Origin of the sequence: Pseudomonas sp. SJZ078 (assembly GCF_007828255.1) — a bacterium.
Lineage (GTDB): Bacteria > Pseudomonadota > Gammaproteobacteria > Pseudomonadales > Pseudomonadaceae > Aquipseudomonas.
In genome coordinates this window covers 83,607-104,005 of sequence record NZ_VIUG01000001.1, presented here as the reverse complement: position 1 = coordinate 104,005, position 20,399 = coordinate 83,607, and the positions used below count along the sequence as shown (strand labels likewise).

At 60.5% G+C, this 20,399-nt stretch carries 13 protein-coding genes and 2 pseudogenes; 14 read left to right on the top strand and 1 reads right to left on the bottom strand.

Annotated features, from left to right (window positions below):
- Positions 1-228: 228 nt before the first annotated feature.
- Genes FBY02_RS00415 through FBY02_RS00410 form a run of 3 tightly spaced genes read left to right on the top strand, consistent with a single transcriptional unit; the run spans position 229 to position 5,580 of the window.
- A complete protein-coding gene (locus FBY02_RS00415; RefSeq protein WP_144921731.1) occupies positions 229-5,043 on the top strand; it encodes a dermonecrotic toxin domain-containing protein in 4,815 nt (1,604 codons plus the stop codon).
- Entirely contained in the window at positions 5,040-5,165 is a 126-nt protein-coding gene (locus FBY02_RS28255) for a hypothetical protein (protein WP_256662443.1), read from the top strand. The genes FBY02_RS00415 and FBY02_RS28255 overlap by 4 nt, the downstream gene beginning before the upstream one ends.
- Positions 5,166-5,199: 34 nt before the next feature.
- Positions 5,200-5,580 carry a fe2+ zn2+ uptake regulation protein gene (locus tag FBY02_RS00410; protein WP_144921729.1) on the top strand — a complete coding sequence of 127 codons (381 nt, stop codon included), beginning with the start codon at positions 5,200-5,202 and terminating at the stop codon, positions 5,578-5,580.
- A gap of 3 nt (positions 5,581-5,583) precedes the next feature.
- On the opposite strand, the gene FBY02_RS00405 is transcribed toward FBY02_RS00410, so the two are convergent.
- On the bottom strand, positions 5,584-5,772 hold the full coding sequence (locus tag FBY02_RS00405) for a hypothetical protein (protein ID WP_144921726.1): 189 nt from the start codon (positions 5,770-5,772) through the stop codon (positions 5,584-5,586).
- A 539-nt stretch (positions 5,773-6,311) separates the two neighbouring features.
- On the opposite strand from FBY02_RS00405, the gene FBY02_RS00400 reads away from it, so the two are divergent.
- The 11 genes and pseudogenes from FBY02_RS00400 to glgA all read left to right on the top strand — a co-directional run bounded on the left by FBY02_RS00400 (position 6,312) and on the right by glgA (position 20,399).
- Entirely contained in the window at positions 6,312-7,538 is a 1,227-nt protein-coding gene (locus FBY02_RS00400) for an MFS transporter (RefSeq protein ID WP_144921723.1), read from the top strand.
- A 29-nt stretch (positions 7,539-7,567) separates the two neighbouring features.
- On the top strand, positions 7,568-8,695 hold the full coding sequence (locus FBY02_RS00395; protein WP_144921720.1) for an acyl-protein synthase: 1,128 nt from the start codon (positions 7,568-7,570) through the stop codon (positions 8,693-8,695).
- Between the two features lies 1 nt (position 8,696).
- Entirely contained in the window at positions 8,697-11,105 is a 2,409-nt protein-coding gene (locus tag FBY02_RS00390) for an aldehyde dehydrogenase family protein (protein ID WP_144921717.1), read from the top strand.
- 52 nt (positions 11,106-11,157) lie between these two features.
- Entirely contained in the window at positions 11,158-12,432 is a 1,275-nt protein-coding gene (locus FBY02_RS00385) for a phenylacetate--CoA ligase family protein (protein ID WP_144921714.1), read from the top strand.
- Positions 12,429-13,373: a GNAT family N-acetyltransferase gene (locus FBY02_RS00380; RefSeq protein WP_144921709.1), complete on the top strand. Its 945-nt coding sequence runs from the start codon at positions 12,429-12,431 to the stop codon at positions 13,371-13,373. The genes FBY02_RS00385 and FBY02_RS00380 overlap by 4 nt, the downstream gene beginning before the upstream one ends.
- A 39-nt stretch (positions 13,374-13,412) precedes the next feature.
- A pseudogene (locus FBY02_RS28625) lies at positions 13,413-14,630 on the top strand (cache domain-containing protein); the annotation flags it as partial.
- A gap of 333 nt (positions 14,631-14,963) precedes the next feature.
- Positions 14,964-15,491, top strand: a pseudogene (locus FBY02_RS28620) (methyl-accepting chemotaxis protein); the annotation flags it as partial.
- A 199-nt stretch (positions 15,492-15,690) separates the two neighbouring features.
- The gene (locus FBY02_RS00370) at positions 15,691-16,137 is read left to right on the top strand and encodes a DUF411 domain-containing protein (RefSeq protein WP_144921701.1); all 447 of its coding nucleotides are present in this window, start codon (positions 15,691-15,693) and stop codon (positions 16,135-16,137) included.
- 135 nt (positions 16,138-16,272) lie between these two features.
- Positions 16,273-17,304 carry an alpha/beta fold hydrolase gene (locus FBY02_RS00365; protein WP_144921696.1) on the top strand — a complete coding sequence of 344 codons (1,032 nt, stop codon included), beginning with the start codon at positions 16,273-16,275 and terminating at the stop codon, positions 17,302-17,304.
- 11 nt (positions 17,305-17,315) lie between these two features.
- Entirely contained in the window at positions 17,316-18,278 is a 963-nt protein-coding gene (locus tag FBY02_RS00360; protein WP_144921690.1) for a D-2-hydroxyacid dehydrogenase family protein, read from the top strand.
- Between the two features lie 549 nt (positions 18,279-18,827).
- Complete coding sequence (gene glgA, locus FBY02_RS00355) at positions 18,828-20,399, top strand: glycogen synthase GlgA (protein WP_144921687.1); 1,572 nt, start codon at positions 18,828-18,830, stop codon at positions 20,397-20,399.

Here is a 20,399-nt window from a genome sequence, read left to right as displayed (position 1 = left end):
ATTGTTGGAGGTAGCCACAGTGAAGAAGGAACAAAGCCGGATTAAACACTGCTTCAGGCGCGGACTGTCAATCTTTTCACCGCACGCACACCCGGCGCGCCACAGCCTGACAGGTCTGGAGCTTCGCGTGCGGTAACTATGTACCACCTTCGCCCCTTCATCGTTCTCTAGGCTGGCCGCTTCATCCATGCAAGCGCCACCTCATGGCGCCTTGATCGAGACGCGACGATGACCCGTGAAACCACGCCCCTGTTATTTCCCGACGTCCTGGACGCCCAACGCCTGGACGAATTGAGCGCAACCCATGGGTTGACGCAAGCCGACTTCGAGTGGCTGCACCACGCAGCCCTTCCCAGCCACACGCTGCGTACCGCCCAGACGCCGTCGATGTCTGCCGAAAGCATTCTGCTCCAGACCGAGGGACACGCCCCTGTTCCGCTTGCCGGCTGTTTCACCCTGACAACCTTGCCAGACGTCGGCACATCCTCCCCCAAGCCTGCATTCCTCTACACGCCGCAGGGTGGAATCGAGAAATTCGCCAGCCCGCAGGCGCTCGAAACCCGGATCGACCAAATGCTCGCAACCCCTTTCGAGCGTGACGACCTGTTCCAGCTCCTGTCCATCTCCCAACGCGACGAACTGAACACCGGCACCCTTATCGAACAGTCCCGGCAGACCATCGACGGCGATATTTTCAAGGCCCAGATCGACGCCATTGAGCACGCCCAAAGTCTCAACGCGCTGACCATGGTCGATGAGTTGATCAAACTGCCCTCGCTGACCTCAATGCTTGACCACATATTGAAAGAAGTACTGGCGAACCTTGACCACCAACAGACCCGTGTCGCAATCACCGCTGATGCGGGGCTGGGTGACCCGACCATGGGTAAGGTAACCAACAACCTGTCACTGTCCGAAGCGGTCCTGGTGTACTTCCACCATCAGGGCCGGCCCGCCCGGCATGACGTCGATTTCATCCATCCGGACATCACGGTATCGCCTCATAATTCGCAACAGTGGGAAAGCCTGCTACGGGTCACCGCCCAGAACCTGATTCCCAAGCTCACCGATCGCATCAATGCCTATTGGGACGCCACCGGCCCATTTCATACCTCACGCCGAGAGCTGCTGTCGCGGGTCCTCAGCGATGCCCTGCGCGCCACCGTCCTGAGCAAACGGGAGCAAAGGCAGCTGACCGACGCACAAAGCCAGGAACTGCTCCGATTGTTCGGGCCATCGCGCCAGGACGAGACGCCTCTGTTCATCGAAACGGTTCGCCTCTGGGAATATGAGCCGCTCTATGTGGAGCTTGCCGGCTCGCTGATGATCAGCGGCAAAGATCATTACCTCTACAGACCCAGTCATGACCTGCAGAAAGTCGACAACTACCTCGGGTTCAAGGACGCGCTGCTGACGACGCCGACAAGCATTGCACGCAAGGAGGCACTCTATAGCCTGCTGAGCCTGGAAGAACGCAACCGCTTTCTGCGCCTGGACGAACCACAGGTCTCAGGTTACCCCGTGACATTGCCGGTATTCGAATCCCTGGCGAATGCAATCATCGGCAAGCAGATCAGCAACCTTCACTACGCACTGGAGATGTCCCGCCAGGGCACCGTGAACATCCACGCCCTGGTCGACAAGGCATTGGATATTCGCTCCTTGATCAACAAAAACCTGCTGGCGCATGGAACCGATGGGCACTGGGGCACCCTGCCGGCTTTTTATGGCGCCTCGCGGCCTTCCAACTTCATGGCTGATCAACTGACGAGAAAGATCAAGAGCTATACCACCGTCGAAGAGGCTTTCAACACGCTGTTCACCCAGCTGCCACTCTCCAATGCAATCTCACTGCACGCTAAACTGAAAAGCCTGCTACCTGAACTGAGCAATGTTTTTTCCCTCGGCATACGTGCCGAAGCCGAGCTTAGAAAACTCGACGGGACCCTGCCGCCCGCCGCGGATGATCTCATCAACTGTGTTTTTTCCTACGACGCCGACTATCCGAATCGCGAGCAGCGCGCAGCGCTCAAAGGCTTTCGACCCGATGCCTATTCACTGAAGCTTGCGTATACCAACGAGGGCAGCACCGCCTCCTTCTCCCTGGCCAATTGTTTTTTCCTGACTGAGCGCGGAGGGCTGGACACGCCTTATTCAGGCCTGGGAATCCTCTGGACGCCCACCGACGGCCTGCAGGTTTTCCCCTCCGTCGATGTCGCGACGACACAATTGAACCGAAACCTGCTCGACTCCCGCAAACGCTTTGGCCTGCTGGCCAACCTGCCCCCTGAGCAACGCAAGCCCCACGGGCGTTATCAGCTTGAGGCCTTTGAGTTGATCGAAGACAACGTGTTGCTCGATCGGATGACCTCGTTCATCAGGTTGTTCGAGATCGAGTACGGCTATCTGAAAACGTTGAAAACCCGGAACTGGCAATTGACCGGGACCGCATTGGTGAAAAGCCTTGAAGCGTTGCGGAACAAAGGCGCCCCCACCAATCTGATCCGTGCCAGACGCATCGCCCAGGCAGGCTGGTGGCAACAGAAGCTGCCTGCCTGGCTCGGCATGGCTTCTCTTGAAGAACAGCGCCTGCATATCGAGCTGCTTGAGCAATATCGGAACAGCGTGACCGACGGCAAAGACTACCTGGACGGTATCGAGCCCTTGCAGGCCTATACGAATAAAAAACTGAAAGCGCTGCTGGACGCGCGCTTTACCGAAAAAGACCTGGATCCGGCGAGCATTCTGATTACACCGAACCTCGCGTTGGCGGGGCCTCCGAGTTCCCTGGACGAGTTCGCGCTGAATCATATCGATGTCACTCAAAAAACCGGATTCAAGGTCTCCTCGACGTCCAGGCGCAAGCTGCCTGACAGCTTGAACGAGGCGGCGGTCAAACAGCTGCTGCTGTCATTGGATATCTCCACCTCGTATAAACGCCATGTGGTGGACAAGCTGTCCGGCACGACAGAAGACGTTCAACAGAGAAAACAACGATTCCGCCAACAACTCCCCTGGCAACTGTTGCAATACGCTCACGCACGGTACCTGCAGCAGTACCTCTCCCCTGCAGCCTTCGATTTGATTCGCCAGGTACTGGACATGCCGGACGCCATAGCCCGCCAGGCGGTGAAAGGCGCCAGCGCGCTGATTCGTCCGTTAGAGCTGATCACAACCGATGGCGCAGCGGCGATCAAGGCACTGGGGTTATATCTGATCGGATCGAGCACCGATGCGAAGGCGCCTCACGTTCTGTACGCCCCCTATCATACGGGCCCGTGCTTCACCGAATTCAAGGACGAAGCGGGTGTCGTGGCCGCCTTCAACCAGACAGGGCCGCTACAAGACCTGTTGATCAATCGACTGCCCGCCAACCAGCGAAGCACGTTCAAAAACCTGTTCGTCGCCACCGCGGGACAGCTATCGGAAATCACCTTGGCCTCCAATCCGGTCCAGACGAACATCCTCGATACATTGTTCAATGACAATATCCAACTGGTATCGAACCTGCTGACCACTCAAGCAAACAGGCAACGTCAGTTCGACTGGGAAACCGTGCGGCATCTACTCAGTGTCGGCGCCAGGTTCGTGGGCAGACAGCTACCGGGCAAACTGACTTTTTTCGAAACGCTGTGGGACAGCTATCAGGACTTCAAGTCCTCTTCCGAAGCGTTGCAGCAGCACGACTGGAAAACCGGCCTGCATGATTTCATTGCCGGGGCCGCGGAAATGGTATCAATCGGGTTTCTGAATCGCGAGGATACGTTCGGGCTGCTCGACCCCATCGGCCCTTCCCCGCAGAACACCTCCGCGGCCCAGGTCCACTGGAAGGACGTCAATTCTACAGCCCCGATCCGCACCCACCTGCAAGCCTTCGAAGCCACGGGCGTAAGCCTTGAGAATCTGCAAAGGAACCTCGTTGACGGGACCTACAAGGCCGCAGGCTCCGGCAAGCGCTATGTCAGCGTCGTCGGCAAAGTCTTTCAGGTGGCGAAGGTCAACCAGGTCTGGCGCGTGGTCCACGACAAGGGAGAGGGACCGATACTCAAAAGACTGCCTGAAAGCCAGGAGTGGGCAATCGACTCACAACGACAGACCATTCGCTACGGCAAGGTGTTGTCGACCCTGGCGAACGCGTACAGCGACCACAAGGCCGCAGATACACTGAATATCGAAGCCCGCGGCATGGTTGAGATACGCAGGAAATACCCCCACCATGCGAACGTCATTGTGCAGGCGCTGGAGACGGCCAGGTATTACGCCCTCAATGCGCTTCTTAATCTCGATCAAGCTAGGCAGCGGGTCTCACCGGGCTCCCGACTGGATACTTACCTCAAGACCTTTTTCGGCATCGAACAGGTCGATGCCAACCTGATCACAAGCATACATGCCATTGTTGCGCCGATATGCCAGGTGTTGGCGGATCCCTCCTGGGAACTGCAAAACGAGAAACGCATCGTGATCGGCAATCTCAAGAGCGCCAACGACACGGCCACGGCATTCGTGCTCGAACCCAATGCACGCGGAAAAATCTATCTCACGCAATTTTTCTTCGACGTCGGGCTGGACGCATACAAAGCCATCGTTCCCGAGTCCTTCAATGTCGACGCGCACGCCCAGGGAGCGACCCTCATCCACGAACTGACCCATCAGCTGCTCGATACACATGACATCGCATATCTGGACGCGCTATTGCCGTTTACCGACCTGATTTCGCAAGTCACCTATGACGGACGAGCCCGGTATGAGGCTCAGCAAGACCAGCAACGCAATGGGCTCTCGCTGACCACGCCACGTTCAAAGTTGTTCATGGGATGGGATACCGCAGCGAGCATGTTCAAGAGCCTGGAGTTGCTTCCCGAGCACAAGGCTACCGTCAAGGAAATCCTCAAGGTGACCGGCGCCAGGACCCTGAACGAGGCGCGTGATGTCTTTCTGAACCCCAGCTCGGCGGACAAGCGCATCGACGTGATCCTTCGAAACGCCGACTCGCTGACCCTGCTCATCTGTGAGTTGGGACGCCAGCTCGACTCGCCCTCATGAACGCGCTCACCCCAGATGCAGAAAAATCGCCTGGACAATCACAAGGCTTTAACGACATCCCGGCGATTTTTTCACATCGCGGCCCGCATGATTGGACGTTCCTGTTGAAGAAACACGTATGACTATTTCCTGATCAGGCTGGTAAGGACCTTTTGCATGCAAAACGCGCAACTGCCTATGGAGAATAAGCCGGCTTCGAGCGGCGTCCCGATGGCGACGTCGAATAACGTGCTCGCCAAAGCGACAGAACGAGGTAACAACGATCACATCAGGGGTCTGCTCAAGAGCTTCGGGCTCAGGACCAGCCTGATTCGCCTCAAGATCATCGACATATTGCGCACCTCTACCATGGAGAACCGCTGCCTGGGCGCACGGGGCGTGCACAGCCAGCTGTTGGAAGCGGACATTCCCTTGTCCTTTCTCAGCGTCCGCGAGGTATTGAAGCGCCTGTGCAGCGTGGGTCTGGTGACACTCAATCCCGATAAGAGCTACAGCCTGCACCCCAAGGCCATGGCCATGCTCGCGGCAGGGGAATGATGCTCAGGGCTTGACCTTGCGCCGCATCACCCCGTTGACCACCACCACGATCACCGCCACGGCAATGGCGATGTATTGAAACAGCTGTTCGCTGATCATGCCTTTGTTCTGCATCCACGACAGTCCCAGCATGATCGCCAGGACTACGAGGACAATCAGAATCGAGTATTTCAAACGTTGCGAATGAGTCATTGCCAGTTCCTGAATGTATCCGTTCTGTAGCCGTTCGCTTGCCAAGTGCCTACCCGGTTCCAGGGACAAGCGGCAGCCAACAGGGTCCCATGGTACAGCCGAAGGAGCGCCGTCGCGCAACCACGGTGTTCAGCCATGAGGATTTTATTTATGTTTCGTCGCATGTCACTGCTGCTGCCGCTGTTGTCGATGTTGTCGCTGAGCGGCTGTCTCTTTTTTCCTCCTGGCCACGGTCATGGGGAAGGACCTGGATATTCGGTGGATCCTGGTTTCGCCCAGCACCGCTAGGACCTTCCCCGGGCGTCCTGGTTGAGGCGTCTGTAGCGAGCCCTCGATGCTACGCCCCCTTCTACCTTATCAACCCGTAAATTTCTGACTTTAACGGGGAATAAATGTCCGCTTCTGTGGACATTTTTCTTACGTCCGCCAAGCACTTTTCCTCCGTAAACACCGGGAAACTCTGTCTTTCAAGCCTTATCGCCCCCCACGTATTCTCGAATAAGAGGCACTCACCTCTTTACTCAAAATAAACGTTGGGAATGCCAAACTTGCTGACAACTTTCTCGCCTAAACGATTGACAGGTTTCTGCCTGGCTATCGCGCTCTTTGAATTATTAACGTACATGGCCAGCGATCTGATCATGCCCGCCATGCTCGCCGTCACCGAAGAACTCGGAGCGGCTTCGGATCAGATTCCCTACGCGTTCAATCTCTATCTGCTGGGTGGCATCCTGCTGCCCTGGTTGATCGGGCCATTATCGGATAGTCATGGACGTCGACCGTTCATGCTTGCCGGTTGCGCCGGGTTCGTACTGGCCTGTGCGGCCGCCACCCAGGTCACCCAGATGCTGGGGTTCAATGGCCTGCGCCTGATCCAGGGCATGGGCCTGGGCTTCGTGATCGCTGTCAGCTATCCCGCTATCCAGGACCTGTTCAACGAGTCGGATGCCGTGAAAATCATGGCGCTGCTGGGCAACCTGGCCCTCTTGTCGCCCTTGCTGGGCCCCTTGCTGGGAGGGTTGCTGCTGCAATGGCTGTCGTGGCGCGAGCTGTTTCTGCTGCTGGCCGGCCTTGGCGCAGTGAGCTGGCTGGCGCTCTGGGGATTCATGCCGCGCCACCCGAGGCCAGGCAGCCAGCGGCCCCCCCCCGTTCCTTTCGAACTGCGTGCGCTGATCAAACGCTATGGCGCCTTGCTCAGCGATCCCCGATTCATGGCGGCCAGCGTCGCGCTGGGACTGATGAGCCTGCCACTGATCGCCTGGATCGGCCTGTCGCCTCTGCTGCTGATACAGGGACAGGGCGTTACTCCACTGGTGTATGGGCTCTGGCAGATCCCGGTGTTCGCCGCGGTGATCCTCGGCAATCTCCTGCTCAATGCCTGGGTGGAACGGATCGGCGTACGCGGCGTGCTCCTTTACAGCCTCTGGCCCCTGTGCGCCGGTCTGCTCGCCTTGGTCATCGCCAGTCGATTCGCCCTTTCCCTGCCTGCGCTGGTCGGAGGTCTTTCGCTGTATGCCCTTGGCCTCGGCCTGGGTAATGCGGCGCTGTATCGACTGGCGTTGTTTGCCAGCGACGACAGCAAAGGGTTGGTCTCGGCCATGGTCGGGATGATCTCCATCGCCGTGATGAGCGCTGCCGGTACGCTCCTGGCGTTGTTGGGGGCCGGCAACAGCCTGGAATCCTTTGCCTTGATGGCCGGTATCGCCGGACTCAGTTGTCCTGTTGCGCTGTGCCTGTTCAGGTCGCGACCGGTCGCTCCCGTTTGAATTGTTCCGCTCCCGAGGAAAGCTATCCGATGATCCATTTTCCCCACGCCGATGCGCTGTGTGCATTGCCCCAGCCCTATAGCCCCGAGTCGATCCCCTCCGGGCTGTTCGATCGGGCCATGGCCGAGATCAGCCTGTTCCATAGCCACCACACGCCCGGCTACGCAGACTGGCTCAACGCCAACGGGCTCGCCGTCGAGGACCTGGAACACCTGACGGACTGGTCGCGCCTGCCCCCCATCTACGCCAACTACTTCAAGCAACGCTTGCTGGTCAGCCCGACGGGCGAGGAGGCCCTGGAGCTCACGTCCTCCGGTACCGGAGGCCAGAAAAGCCGCATGCGCTATGACGAGCGCAGCATGGCCGCGGCACAGGCCATGGTGGCGCGCATCTTCGATCATTACGGTTGGTCCACGCCGGACACGCCCTGCAACTATTTGTTGCTCAGCCATGAACCCGAACCGGACAACCGCCTCGGTACAGCCTATACCGATCAGTTCCTGTGTCGTTTCGCCCCGGTCAATAGCCTGACCTACGCCTTGCGACACACCGGCAACGGTCATGAGTTCGACGTTTTCGGCGTCATCCGAGCCCTGCAGGCATTCGCCGAACAAGGTTTGCCGGTGAGGATCTTCGGCTTTCCGGCGCTGCTCTGGCACGTACTCGAACGCATGCGCGAGAGCGGCGTCCCGGACCTGACGCTGGCGCCTGACTCCCTGGTGTTCCTGGGGGGCGGCTGGAAGAAACAGGCTGCCCAGGAAATGCCCCGCCATCAGGTCTATGAGCGCATCACCCGGCAATTGGGCATCGAAGCCCATCGCTGCCGCGACGGTTATGGTGCCGTCGAGCATGCCGTGCCCTACATCGAATGTGCCCGGCATCGATTTCATGTACCGGTCTATTCGAAAGTCTTCATCCGTCACCCTTCGAATTTCGAAGTGCAGCCGTTCGGCGAAGCTGGATTGCTGTCGTTCGTTTCGCCCTATATCTCCTCCAGCCCCGCCCATGCCGTGGTGATGAGCGACCTGGCGACGCTGCACCCTGCCACCTGTGAATGCGGTTCGAGCACCCAATGGTTCGAATTGCATGGCCGTGCCGGCACCAGCGCCAGCCGAAGCTGTGCCATGGCGGCCGCTGAACTGATCAAGGAGCATTGATATGTACCTCATCAACGGCCAACTGCACACGAGCCTGACACTCGACCAGGCCCTCGAACGCCTGCAAGCGCAACTGCCGGCCCTCCTGGCCTCGGCGCCCTCGAACGACTGCGTGCTCGACTGCGCCGAGACATTCGCCCAGGGACTGCGTGCCGGACGGGAAGCGTTCCTCGACGAGGACCAACGCCAGGCACTGATCGCATTCTGCGGGCGCGAGCACCTGAGCTTGAAACTGGCACGGGAGCTGGGCCCCGATCCTCGCTCGCTGCGGCGCATCGACTACAGCGAAGGGCCCTTCGAAAGCTGGCAGCCCTTGGGCCTGGTGGTGCATGTCACGCCGAGCAATGCACCATTGCTGGCGTTCTGCGCGGCCCTGGAAAGCCTGCTGGCGGGCAACATCAACTGGATACGCCCAAGCACACAGGATGGGACATTGACGGCGCGCCTGTTGGCGGCTTTTCTGGCCTGCGACAGCAGTGGCCGGCTCAGCGGTTACCTGGCGGTACTGCCGGTTCCCCACCACGACAGCCAGCGTCTTTTCGCCCTGGCACAAGGTGTCAGCGCCTGGGGCGGCGAGACAGCGCTCAAGGCTTTGCGCGAGCAGGTCCCGAGCGGGTGCCGCTGGATCGACTGGGGGCATCGCATCAGCTTCGCCTATGTCACGCCTCACGCCGCCACCCCCCAGGCAATGGATGCTCTGGTAGATGAAATCTGCCGTCTCGACCAGCAAGCCTGTTCCAGTCCGCAATGGCTGCTGGTCGACACTGACCAGCCCGTCGTGATGGAGCAAGTGGGGAGCGCCCTGGCCGCCGCATTCGAGCGAAGGGCCGTACGCTGGCCGGCTCTGAAGCTCACCACGGCCGAAGCCTGCGAGATCACTACCCGAACGGCACTCGCCCGACTGGACCACAGCTTCGCGGGGCACGCAGGCCAGGTCTGGGCCGGTGATGGCTGGCGCATTCTCTGGGAACACCATCGCGACCTGTCGCCGTCGCCGCTGTTCCGCACGCTGCTGCTGCGGCCCGTCCCTCAAGCATGGTTGACCGAGACGCTGCTGCCCTGGCGAAACGTATTGCAGAGCTGCGCACTCATTTGTGAGCCGGAGCAGGCACCAGGGCTGACCCGTCGCTTGCTGGCTGCCGGCGTTTCCCGCGTCTCGGCGACCCGTGAGATTCAAGAGGGCTATGCCGGCGAGCCCCACGACGGCGTCTACGCGCTGCAACGCTTGAGCAGGCGGGTGTCGGTCGGCCTTGAACCCCATATCGCGAGTCATCGTGTCACCCTGGACACCTCTCCAGCGCCAATAACAATGAGTCCTTCAACGCCGATCATGGACAAGGCTGATTTCATGGCCCTTCCCATCGCCCCCCAGGCACAACTGTTCTTCCGTTCCGGTGGCAGCAGCGGCGCGCCCGTGCTGTCGTGCTACAGCCATCGCGATTTCGACCGTCACATGCGTGCCGCCGCCGACGGCCTGCGTGCGGCCGGCCTAGACCCCGCGCAAGACCGGGTGATGAACCTGTTCTATGGCGGCAACCTCTACGGCGGTTTTTTCAGTTTCTCGAAAATACTCGAACAGATGAACGTCGTGCATTACCCCATGGGCGCACCGACGGACGATGCATTCGACGAAATCGCCCGGATGATTGTCGCCCATGGCATCAATACGTTGATCGGCATGCCGAGCACACTGCACCGTCTGTTTTCCAGCCAGAAAAGCCTCCTTCAAGACTACGGCGGTGTGCGCAAAATCCTCTTGGGCGGCGAGCACCTGGGACAAACCAGCCGGCAATTGTTCCAGGCTTGCGGCGTCACGCGCATTCGCTCGGCCCTGTATGGCAGCGTGGATGCAGGCCCTCTCGGCCATGCCTGCGCCGCCAGCGACGATGGCGTGTTTCACTTGATGGACGCTCTTCAGCATCTGGAGATCGTCGAGCTGGATCGCGATGTTCCAGTCACGCCGGGGGACATCGGGCGCTTGCTATTCACTTCCCGACAGCGCCAGGCGCAGCCTCTACAGCGCTACGATGTCGGTGATTGCGGACGCTGGTTGCCGGGGTCCTGCCCTTGTGGCCTGGAATCACCCAGGTTCGAGCTGGGGCAACGCCATGGCCGCGTGCTACGCGTCGCCACGGAATCCATCAATAGCCAGGAGCTGGCCGAACTGGCTCAGGTGGCCATTCAAATCGTCCTCGATCACCACAGCAGCGGCTGCGAGCGCATCCTGATCCGCGCCGACGGCGACGCCGAAACGGTACGGCGCAGGGTCCTGGCACTGCAACCGCTGTGTGCATCCGTCGATGCCGCACTGCTGATCTTGGAGGTCCAGCGCTGTACGCCCGAATGTTTCGAACATAACAGACACAGCGGCAAAGTACCGCTGGTGATCGATGGCAGAAGCTCCGGCTGACAGCCCTTCGTCCATGCACTACCCAGCGATCTTCATAGCCCGAGAGCCCCTGATGAACCCTTCCTGCCCATTTGAACAATGGCTTGCCCATGTGCGCCTGCATTCAAAGTATTACCAGAAACACTGGAGACATTTACCCGAGCAAGGCTGCGCTTTCGAGGACCTGCCGATCGTCGATGCCAACGATTACTGGAGTGGCAGCCATGACCTGGACACTTGGGAGGTGCTGACCGGTCCCGTCACGGACGCACTGATCTATAAAACCGGCGGCACCACCAGTCAGGGGAAGCTGTCGGTGTACACCCATGGGGAATGGCAGCGGATGCTCGATGGCTTCGCAGGCAGCCTGTCCGCCCAGCTTGAAACAGGCGATCGAATTGCCAATCTGTTCTTCTCGGGGGACCTGTATGCGAGTTTCCTGTTCATTCATGGTGCCCTTTGCCAGGTTGACCTGCCGATTACCGAGTTTCCCTTCACCGGTTCGATCGATCCCGATGTGCTGGCCGATGCCGTCACGGCACACCGCGTCAATGTGCTGGCGGGTGTACCGGCCCATCTACTGGCCATTGCCAGCCATTTGGGCCGGCAGGGTCGGACGCTGCCCGGAATCACCGCCGTGCTGTTCGGCGGTGAGCACCTGTTCGAGCGTCAACTTCCGATGTTGAGACAAGCCTTTCCCCAGGCACGCTTCGCGTCCATCGGTTATGCCAGCGTGGACGCCGGACTGGTGGGGGCCAGCGCCGCTGATTGCCTGCTCGGCGAGCACCGCGTATTCGACGAACAGACGCGGCTGGAGATCGTCGATGAAGTGAGCGGCGAGGTCATCGAGGCCTGTGACCGCCCCGGCAACCTGGTGGTGACCAACTTCACCCGGACCCTGATGCCGATGGTGCGCTATCCCGTGGGGGACCGGGCCTGCTGGCGGGAGCCTGTCGGCACTCCACGACGCAAGTTCGAACTGGCGGGACGTAGCGCACAGAGCCAGCGGGTACGGGTCGGCGTGGTTTCGCTGTTCCCGCAACGGATCAACGAGATCATCCGCAGCCTCGGCGGTGAGTTTCAATGGCAACTGATCATCGAGCCCATCGAAAACAATGATCGTGCGGTACTCAAATGGGTGCCCGACAAGCCGTCGAGCATCTGCGGGTCGCTGTCCCAGGCGCTGGAACTCGCGCTGATCCAGCAGCATCCGGGTATCGATCAACTCGTTCTGCATGTCCAGGCGTGCCAGGCGCAGGACCTGGAGCGTCACCCACGCTCCGGCAAACATCTGCAAATCATCGATCGTCGGGGCTATGGCCCGATGGCAACGAGGCACGCCGGATGAGTGCCTTGGTCATCAGGATGTTCAGGCCCGCCGATGCCATCGGAATCAGCGAACTGTTTCGCCGGGTGTATGGCGATCACTACGTTTCGCCGGACGTCTACGTGCCCCATATGATTTGCCAGCACCACCAGCATCGACACTGGTTTTCCATGGTCGCCGTGATGGACGAACAGGTGGTTGGCCACGCCGCGTTGTGCCGACCTGCGGCGAACCGGAAGGATGCCGAACTGGCGCTGGTGGCAGTGGATCCGGCGCTGCAAGGCAGTCAGATCGCCACCCGCCTGGGCCGGCAACTGTTGGACAGCTGTGAGGATCTCGGGCTCGTCAGGCTGTCCATCAAACAAGTCACCAGCCACCCCTACAGCCAGCGGCTGGCACAACGGCTCGGTTTTCATGACACAGGGCTGATGCCCGACCATGTGCCCTCGCCGTTCGCCCCGGCCCAGACCGAGACCATCGTGGTCGGCTGCCAGATCATGGGTGCCCATCACCGGCCGTTGCCGCACGTGCAATGGCCTGCCCCGTGCCAATGGCTGATGGCCCCCTTGACTGCACAATTTGGCACCACGTTCGACGCCGCACCCGCCTCGATGCAGCCGCTGCAGATCATTTCGTTACCCGGGCGTATCGACGTAGTAGCCGGGCACATGAGCCGGCATCTGGCCAGGCAACTGCAGCGCTTGCCGGCCCACTGGTCGATCGCGATACGACTCGGACTGCGCCGACAGTTCCCCGAGGATTACCAACGGCTGATGGCTGCCGGATTCATTTTTACCGGCATGGTGCCCGCCGAAGGCGAGCTGAACTGGCAGGCGCTGTTTCATCGTGGCGCGCTGGCTCGCCAACTGAACTTGCAGGCAGCGCCGATGCAACGACTGCACGATGAGCTGCAGAGCCACACGCGGAACTGGAGAGGCACGCAGTCCGACACGGCAGCATGACAGGACCACATTGGCGACGAACGGTACCCCTCACCAAGCATGGGACATTCAAGGGCAACGACCAGGAGCCGATATAGACATGTCTACCGTCCCGAAAGATGCCTTCGAGCAAGGAACTGTCCAATGCCCTCATTCCGCACCATTCAGACTCGCTACACGCTGTTCCTCATCTTATTCATCCTGGTGTTGTCGATCCTCACCGTTGTGGGCATCAGCTATCTGGTCGCGCCCAAGCTGCGCCAGACCGAGGAGCAGGTGGCACTCAATCGCATCGGCGAAGTCGCGGAGCAGATCCAGGGCGAGCTGAACAAAGTGCAGGCCCAGCAACGCAGCATCACCCAGACCATTCCGTTGCTCGACAGCGATGCCATCGACAAGGTACTCCCGGGCCTGGTGGACCAATATGGCGAACCGAAGGTCTTCGGTGGCGGAATCTGGCCGTTGCCCAACCAGCGCGCCGAAGGACGCAACAAGTTCAGCACCTTCTGGCACCGCGACAGCTCCGGCAAACTGGTGGTCAATACGTTCTGGAACAGCGACGCCGCGCCGAACTATTACGAGCAGCCCTGGCACAAGGGCGGCATGGCCACACCACCCGGCAAATGCGCCTGGGCCGCCGCCTATAAAGATGACGCCAGCGCCGAACCGCGCACCAACTGCGCCATGGCCATCCAGAAGAACGGCGTGCCCTATGGGGTCTCCACCATCGACGTGACCCTGGGCTTCTTCAATGACCTGGTGGCACGCAAGGAAGCCGACCTGAACGCCGAAATGCTGATTGTCGAAGGCGACGGCAAGATCATCAGCAACAGCTCGCGCATCAGCGGTCCGATCGTGCTGAAGAACATCAGCGAACTGGCAGCCACTTCGCCGTTTGCCGCTCAGGTCAAGGCAGGCCTGGCTCAGCGCGACCAGCCACTGCAACGGGTCGAGTTCGACAACAAGGGCGAAGCCAGCACGTTCTTCATGCGCCCCATCGAAGGCACGCCCTGGTTTCTCGCCACCGCCTTGCCAACCCGCCTGATCACCGCTCAGCGCGATGACGTGCTGAACACCCTCAGCCTGCTGCAGATCCCGATGGTCATCCTGCTGGTGCTGATGCAGTTGTACGCAATCCGCCAACTGACCGGCCGCATGAAGGTACTCAAGGGCAACATCGATGCGCTGTCCACCGGCGATGCCGACCTGACCCGACGCATCACCATCCGCGCCGAGGATGAACTGGGTGCGATTGGCCATTCGGTCAACCGCTTCATCGTTTACCTTCAAGACATGATCAGTGAAGTTACCCAGGCCACTGGTGCCATGGCATCGAGCCTGGACAACCTGCAACGGACTTCGGCCCATACCAGCGAAATCCTGATGCGCCATGCCTCGGAAACCGACCAGACCGTGACCGCCATTACCCAGATGAGCTCCACGGCCGAGAGCGTGGCCAATAACGCCGCCGAAACGGCCGCGTTCACCCAGCGCGCCAACGAACACGCCGATCGTTCTCGTGTCGTGGTGGGCGAAGCCTCCGATAGCGTGGTGGCCTTGATCGATGAAGTCGCCAGCGCCACTCGCAAGGTCGAGAGCATGCAGCAGGATGCGCAACGCATCACCGAAATCCTCGGGGTGATCGGCGCCATCGCCGGACAGACCAACCTGCTGGCACTCAACGCCGCTATCGAAGCAGCCCGGGCCGGCGAACAGGGTCGCGGATTTGCAGTGGTAGCCGACGAGGTACGTGCCCTCGCCGCCCGCACCCAAGCCAGCACCTCGGAAATCAACGAAATGCTGACCCGCCTGACCCAAGGCGTGAGTTCGTCGGTTTCGGCGATGGAAAATACCCAGGCCAGTTGCCAGTCGGCTGCCGACGCGACCTCCCGGGTCAACAGCGGCCTGGATGAAATGGCCGGCTCCGTCGCGCAGATCAACAGCCTGAGCACCCAAATCGCCACCGCCGCCGAACAACAGAGCGCCGTGACCGAAGAAATCAACCGCAGCATGGTGCAGATCCGCCATATGGTTGAGGAACTGGTGGAAGGCGGACTGGCCAGTGAAAACAACACCCGACAATTGCTGGAAGCCAACAGTCGGGTGAATGCGATCATGGGGCGGTTCAAGCTTCGCTGAGAATGATTGCCACCCTGCAAGCCCGCTCCCACAGGGTTTCATGGTGTCAGTTGGGTTGATGTCTGGCACAGATCCCATGTGGGAGCGAGTGCCAGCCACCTCACCTGACAATTCTGTCATCTACCCCTCAGCAACCCGTCAGTTGGCAACCGCTACTCTGGTATCCTCCCGCCAACCCGCTCCACACGAGACTGCTTCCATGGCCAATCCCCTGCACCTGCTCGCCCTGAGCGCCCTGTTCGTCACTACCCTGGCCCAAGCGGCCACACCAACTACCATCGATGTGCATCGCGATGCCAACTGCGGCTGCTGCAAAAAATGGATCGCTCACCTTCAGGAGAACGGCTTCAAGGTCAACGATCATGTGGAAACCGATATGAGTTCGGTCAAGCAACGCCTGGGCGTGGCACCCAACATGCGTTCATGCCATACCGCCGAGATCAACGGCAAATTCGTCGAGGGCCACGTCCCTGCCGATCAGGTACGGGCGTTGAGCCAGCGTGATGACTTGCTCGGCGTGGCCGCGCCCGGCATGCCCATGGGGTCGCCCGGCATGGAAATGGACGGCATGAGCGATGCCTACCAGGTGATCGGCCTGAAAAAAGACGGGACGCAAACCGTGGTGGCGGATTACCCGGCTCACTGACCGGGATCGCTGGGCTGCGTCATGGCGCATTTCCCCCCGGCTGGGTTGAACATTCCGGCCTGTTGATTGCCTGTGGTTAATGTCGCCATAACCGGACCGCCCCAGGATCGTCCGGCTGCCACAAGGAGATCGACCATGCCGCGCGCCACTCTTCGCTGGTTACCCAGCCTGTTCCTGACCGCTGTCCTGCCGCTGCTCGCCCATGCCGAAATTCCCCCGGAAGGGCCGGCCTACGGGGCGGAACTCCAAGGTTTCGAATACCCATACACCCTCAAGCACTTCGCCTTCCAGTCCCAGGGCAAGTCCCTGCAGATGGGCTACATGGACGTACCGGCCCAAGGCAAGGTCAATGGCCGCAGTATCGTGCTGATGCACGGCAAGAACTTCTGCGCCGCCACCTGGGGCGACTCGATCAAGGTCCTCAGCCAGGCTGGTTACCGGGTAATTGCGGCGGACCAGATCGGCTTCTGCACATCCAGCAAACCGGACCACTATCAGTACAGCTTCCAACAACTGGCGAACAACACCCAGGCACTGCTCAAGGCCCTTGGCATCCAGAAAGCCGTTATCCTGGGACACTCCACCGGCGGTATGCTCGCCACCCGTTATGCCTTGCAGTTTCCCGATCAGGTAGAGCGCCTGGCGATGGTCAACCCTATCGGCCTGGAGGATTGGAAGGCCCTCGGCGTGCCCTACCGCACTGTCGATCAATGGTATGAGCGAGAGCTGAAGCTCAACGCTGACGGTATTCGCAATTATGAGCGCATGACCTACTATGGCGGCCGCTGGAAACCGGAGTTCGAGCGCTGGGTGGACATGCTCGCCGGCTTGAACAAAGGGCCCGGACACACGCAGGTCGCGTGGAACTCGGCGCTGATCTACGACATGATCTTCACCCAGCCGGTCTACTACGAATTCAAGGACCTGAAGATGCCGACCCTGTTGCTGATCGGCACCGCCGATACCACGGCCATCGGTAGCGACATCGCCCCGCCGGCAGTGAAAGCCAGGCTCGGCCGATACGAGGTGTTGGGCAAACAGGCCGCCCAACTCATCCCGCGCTCGACCCTGGTGGAGTTCCCTCATCTGGGGCACGCTCCACAAATGGAGGAGCCGGACCGTTTCCACGAAGCGTTGCTGAGCTGGCTGAACAAACCCATTCCCTGACGAGGTGCTCCATGGCGGTGCAAATAGCGGTCATCGACGATTGGCAAGATGTGGCGCGAGACGTGGTGGACTGGTCGGCCCTGGACAGCATCGGCCAGGTCACGTTCCTGCATGACTACCCTGCCGACCGCGACACCCTCGCCGAACGCCTGGCACCCTTCGAGGTGATTTGCGTGATGCGCGAACGCACTTCATTCGACGCAGGCCTGCTGCGTCGCCTGCCGAATCTCAAGCTGCTGCTCACCGGCGGCATGCGCAATGCCGCTCTCGACCTCCAGACCGCCGCCGGGCTGGGCATCCAGGTGTGCGGCACCGAAAGCTACAAGCACGCCGCCCCCGAACTGACCTGGGCGCTGGTAATGGCCTTGAGCCGCAACCTTGTCCAGGAAGCCAATGCCCTGCGTGCGGGACTATGGCAGCAGGGCCTCGGTGGCGACCTGCACGGCAAGACCCTGGCCATCCTCGGCCTGGGCAGCATCGGCAAACGAGTAGCGCAGTTCGGCCAGGTGTTCGGCATGCGGGTAACCGCCTGGAGCCAGAACCTCACCGCCGAACAGGCTGCCGAGGTGGGCGTGACCTACGTGAGCAAACAGCAATTGTTCGAGCAGGCGGACATTCTCTCGATCCATCTGGTGTTGGGTGAGCGTACCCGAGGCCTGGTGGACGCCCAGGCGCTGGGGTGGATGAAGCCCGAGGCGCTGCTGGTCAACACCGCCCGGGGGCCCATCGTCGATGAAAACGCGCTGATCGATGCCCTGCGCCACAAACGCCTGGCCGGCGCCGCCCTGGATGTATTCGCCCAGGAACCCTTGCCTGTCGATCACCCGTTCCGCACGCTGGAAAACGTACTGGCCACGCCGCATGTGGGTTATGTCAGCCGGCAGAACTATAGGCAGTTCTATTCGCAGATGATCGAGGACCTGCAAGCGTGGGCCGGCGGGGCACCGATCCGCTTACTGACCCCGACTGCATAGTCGAAAGATCGCTATCGCGAGCAGGCTCGCTCCCACAAAAAGACTGTACTTCCCTGATCGGCAGAGCCATCAAAACGCCTCCATTCCCAGCGCACTCCGATGGTGCATCCCGTCACCCGATCGCGCACGCGGATGAAACCACCCCTGCCCCTTACCGCACTTTTGTTTCAGGCATGTGCACTTCGTCGGCGCGTATCTCCCGTCGTTATGTAAGACATTGCCGACAAAAAACGTGATTGTCCGACAAATCGACGAAGCGCACCGCACCGCTCTAGGTTCTGACCTAGACTGCCGATCCGAGGGGAAAACCGACCGGTCATCCCGACGAAAAAAAGTCGAAACTTTTCGCAACGGCGACGGGTCAGGTTAGAGGTAGGGCAACAGCGGCTGGTGCAGTCCTTGCACAGCCCCATTACCTGATTCGCTTCGCCGCATTGGGCAGCGCTTTGCTCTCCTTGCTTAGCGCTTGTGCGCCTGGCCGCAGGATTCGGCCAATGAAACAACAGCTCTGGCGCGTGCCGGAAACAGATCGAGATACAGGAGATACTTATGATCAGTGCTGCCTTGGAACCCCAGCAAGTCCGTTCACAACTACCGCCGGCGGCCGAATCGCCGACGGCACCGGTGCTGTCCACCGGAGGCAAGGCACTGCTCCCCGTCGTCCGCCAGAACCCCAACCGCAAGAAAGTCCTGTTCGTCACCTCGGAAATCGCCGACCTGGTAAAAACCGGTGGCCTGGGCGACGTCTCGTCCGCCCTGCCTCGGGCGATGGCCGGCTTGCATGATGTCCGGGTGCTGATCCCCGGTTATCCGCAGGTGATGAACAGCGGCAACCCGATCCACATCGTTGGTGAACTCGGCGGCCATGCAGCGCTGCCACCCTGCAAGATCGGGCGCATGGACATGGCTGACGGCCTGGTGATCTACGTACTGATCTGCCCCGAACTGTTTGCCCGGGAAGGCTCGCCCTACGGCGCCAACAATGGCCGCGACTGGCCGGACAATCACATCCGCTTCGCACGCCTGGGCCTGGCCGCGGCGGACATCGCCGCCAACCTGGCGCAGATCCACTGGTGCCCAGACCTGGTCCATGCCCATGACTGGCCGGCCGGGCTGGCGCCCGCCTACATGCACTGGCGCGGACAGCGCACCCCGACTCTGTTCACCATTCATAACCTGGCGTACCAGGGCGTCGTCAGCCTGGCCTCCTGCCCTGAACTGGGCATCCCCGAGCACGCGCTGCAGCAGGAAGGCATGGAGTTCTACGGCAAGTTGTCGTTCCTCAAGGCAGGCATGGCCTATTCCAGCCACATCACCACAGTCAGCGCCACCTATGCCCAGGAAATCACCACGCCGACATTCGGCTGCGGGCTCGATGGTTTCCTCGCGGCCAAGACCCAACAAGGCTTGCTCAGCGGGATCCCCAATGGCATCGACGAAAGCTGGGATTCGGCCACCGACACGCACCTGTTCCGCAAATTCGCCATTGGCGACTGGGAGGGCAAAGCGGTGAACGCCGACCACGTGCGTCAACTGTTCGGCCTCGATGAGTCCAAGGGCCCGTTGTTCGCCGTGGTATCGCGCCTGGTGTACCAGAAAGGCCTGGACCTGACCGAAGCCGTGGCGGAATTCATCGTCGAGTCCGGCGGACAGATCGCCATTATCGGCCGTGGCGAACCGGAAGAAGAACAGGCCATGCGCGAACTGGCGCTGCGTTTCCCCGGTCGGATCGGCGTGCGCATCGGCTTCAACGAAACCGATGCACGGCGGATGTTCGCCGGCAGTGACTTCCTGCTGATGCCATCGCGCTATGAACCCTGCGGCTTGAGCCAGATGTACGCCCAACGCTTCGGCTCACTGCCGGTGGCGCGCAATACCGGCGGCCTGGCGGACACCATTGAAGACGGCATCACCGGTTTTCTGTTCGCCGAATCCACCGTGGACAGCTACAAGCAGGCACTGAGCCGGGCCTTCAAGGTGTTCGCCTTCCCTGAACTGCTTAACGCCATGCGCTGCCGGGCGATGTCGGCACCTTTCAACTGGAGCAAGGCAGTCGAACCCTACGCCGAACTCTACGAACAACTGGTGGCTCAATCCCTGGGTAAATCGGCCAGACAATGA

Bases quoted from the DNA above. Each gene is read 5' to 3' on its own strand.
- FBY02_RS00415 (WP_144921731.1), top strand. From the start codon at position 229: ATGACCCGTGAAACCACGCCCCTGTTATTTCCCGACGTCCTGGACGCC.
- FBY02_RS00365 (WP_144921696.1), top strand. From the start codon at position 16,273: ATGCCGCGCGCCACTCTTCGCTGGTTACCCAGCCTGTTCCTGACCGCT.
- FBY02_RS00410 (WP_144921729.1), top strand. From the start codon at position 5,200: ATGCAAAACGCGCAACTGCCTATGGAGAATAAGCCGGCTTCGAGCGGC.
- glgA (WP_144921687.1), top strand. From the start codon at position 18,828: ATGATCAGTGCTGCCTTGGAACCCCAGCAAGTCCGTTCACAACTACCG.
- FBY02_RS00395 (WP_144921720.1), top strand. From the start codon at position 7,568: ATGATCCATTTTCCCCACGCCGATGCGCTGTGTGCATTGCCCCAGCCC.
- FBY02_RS28255 (WP_256662443.1), top strand. From the start codon at position 5,040: ATGAACGCGCTCACCCCAGATGCAGAAAAATCGCCTGGACAATCACAA.
- FBY02_RS00405 (WP_144921726.1), bottom strand. From the start codon at position 5,772: ATGACTCATTCGCAACGTTTGAAATACTCGATTCTGATTGTCCTCGTA.
- FBY02_RS00385 (WP_144921714.1), top strand. From the start codon at position 11,158: ATGAACCCTTCCTGCCCATTTGAACAATGGCTTGCCCATGTGCGCCTG.
- FBY02_RS00360 (WP_144921690.1), top strand. From the start codon at position 17,316: ATGGCGGTGCAAATAGCGGTCATCGACGATTGGCAAGATGTGGCGCGA.
- FBY02_RS00370 (WP_144921701.1), top strand. From the start codon at position 15,691: ATGGCCAATCCCCTGCACCTGCTCGCCCTGAGCGCCCTGTTCGTCACT.
- FBY02_RS00390 (WP_144921717.1), top strand. From the start codon at position 8,697: ATGTACCTCATCAACGGCCAACTGCACACGAGCCTGACACTCGACCAG.
- FBY02_RS00380 (WP_144921709.1), top strand. From the start codon at position 12,429: ATGAGTGCCTTGGTCATCAGGATGTTCAGGCCCGCCGATGCCATCGGA.
- FBY02_RS00400 (WP_144921723.1), top strand. From the start codon at position 6,312: ATGCCAAACTTGCTGACAACTTTCTCGCCTAAACGATTGACAGGTTTC.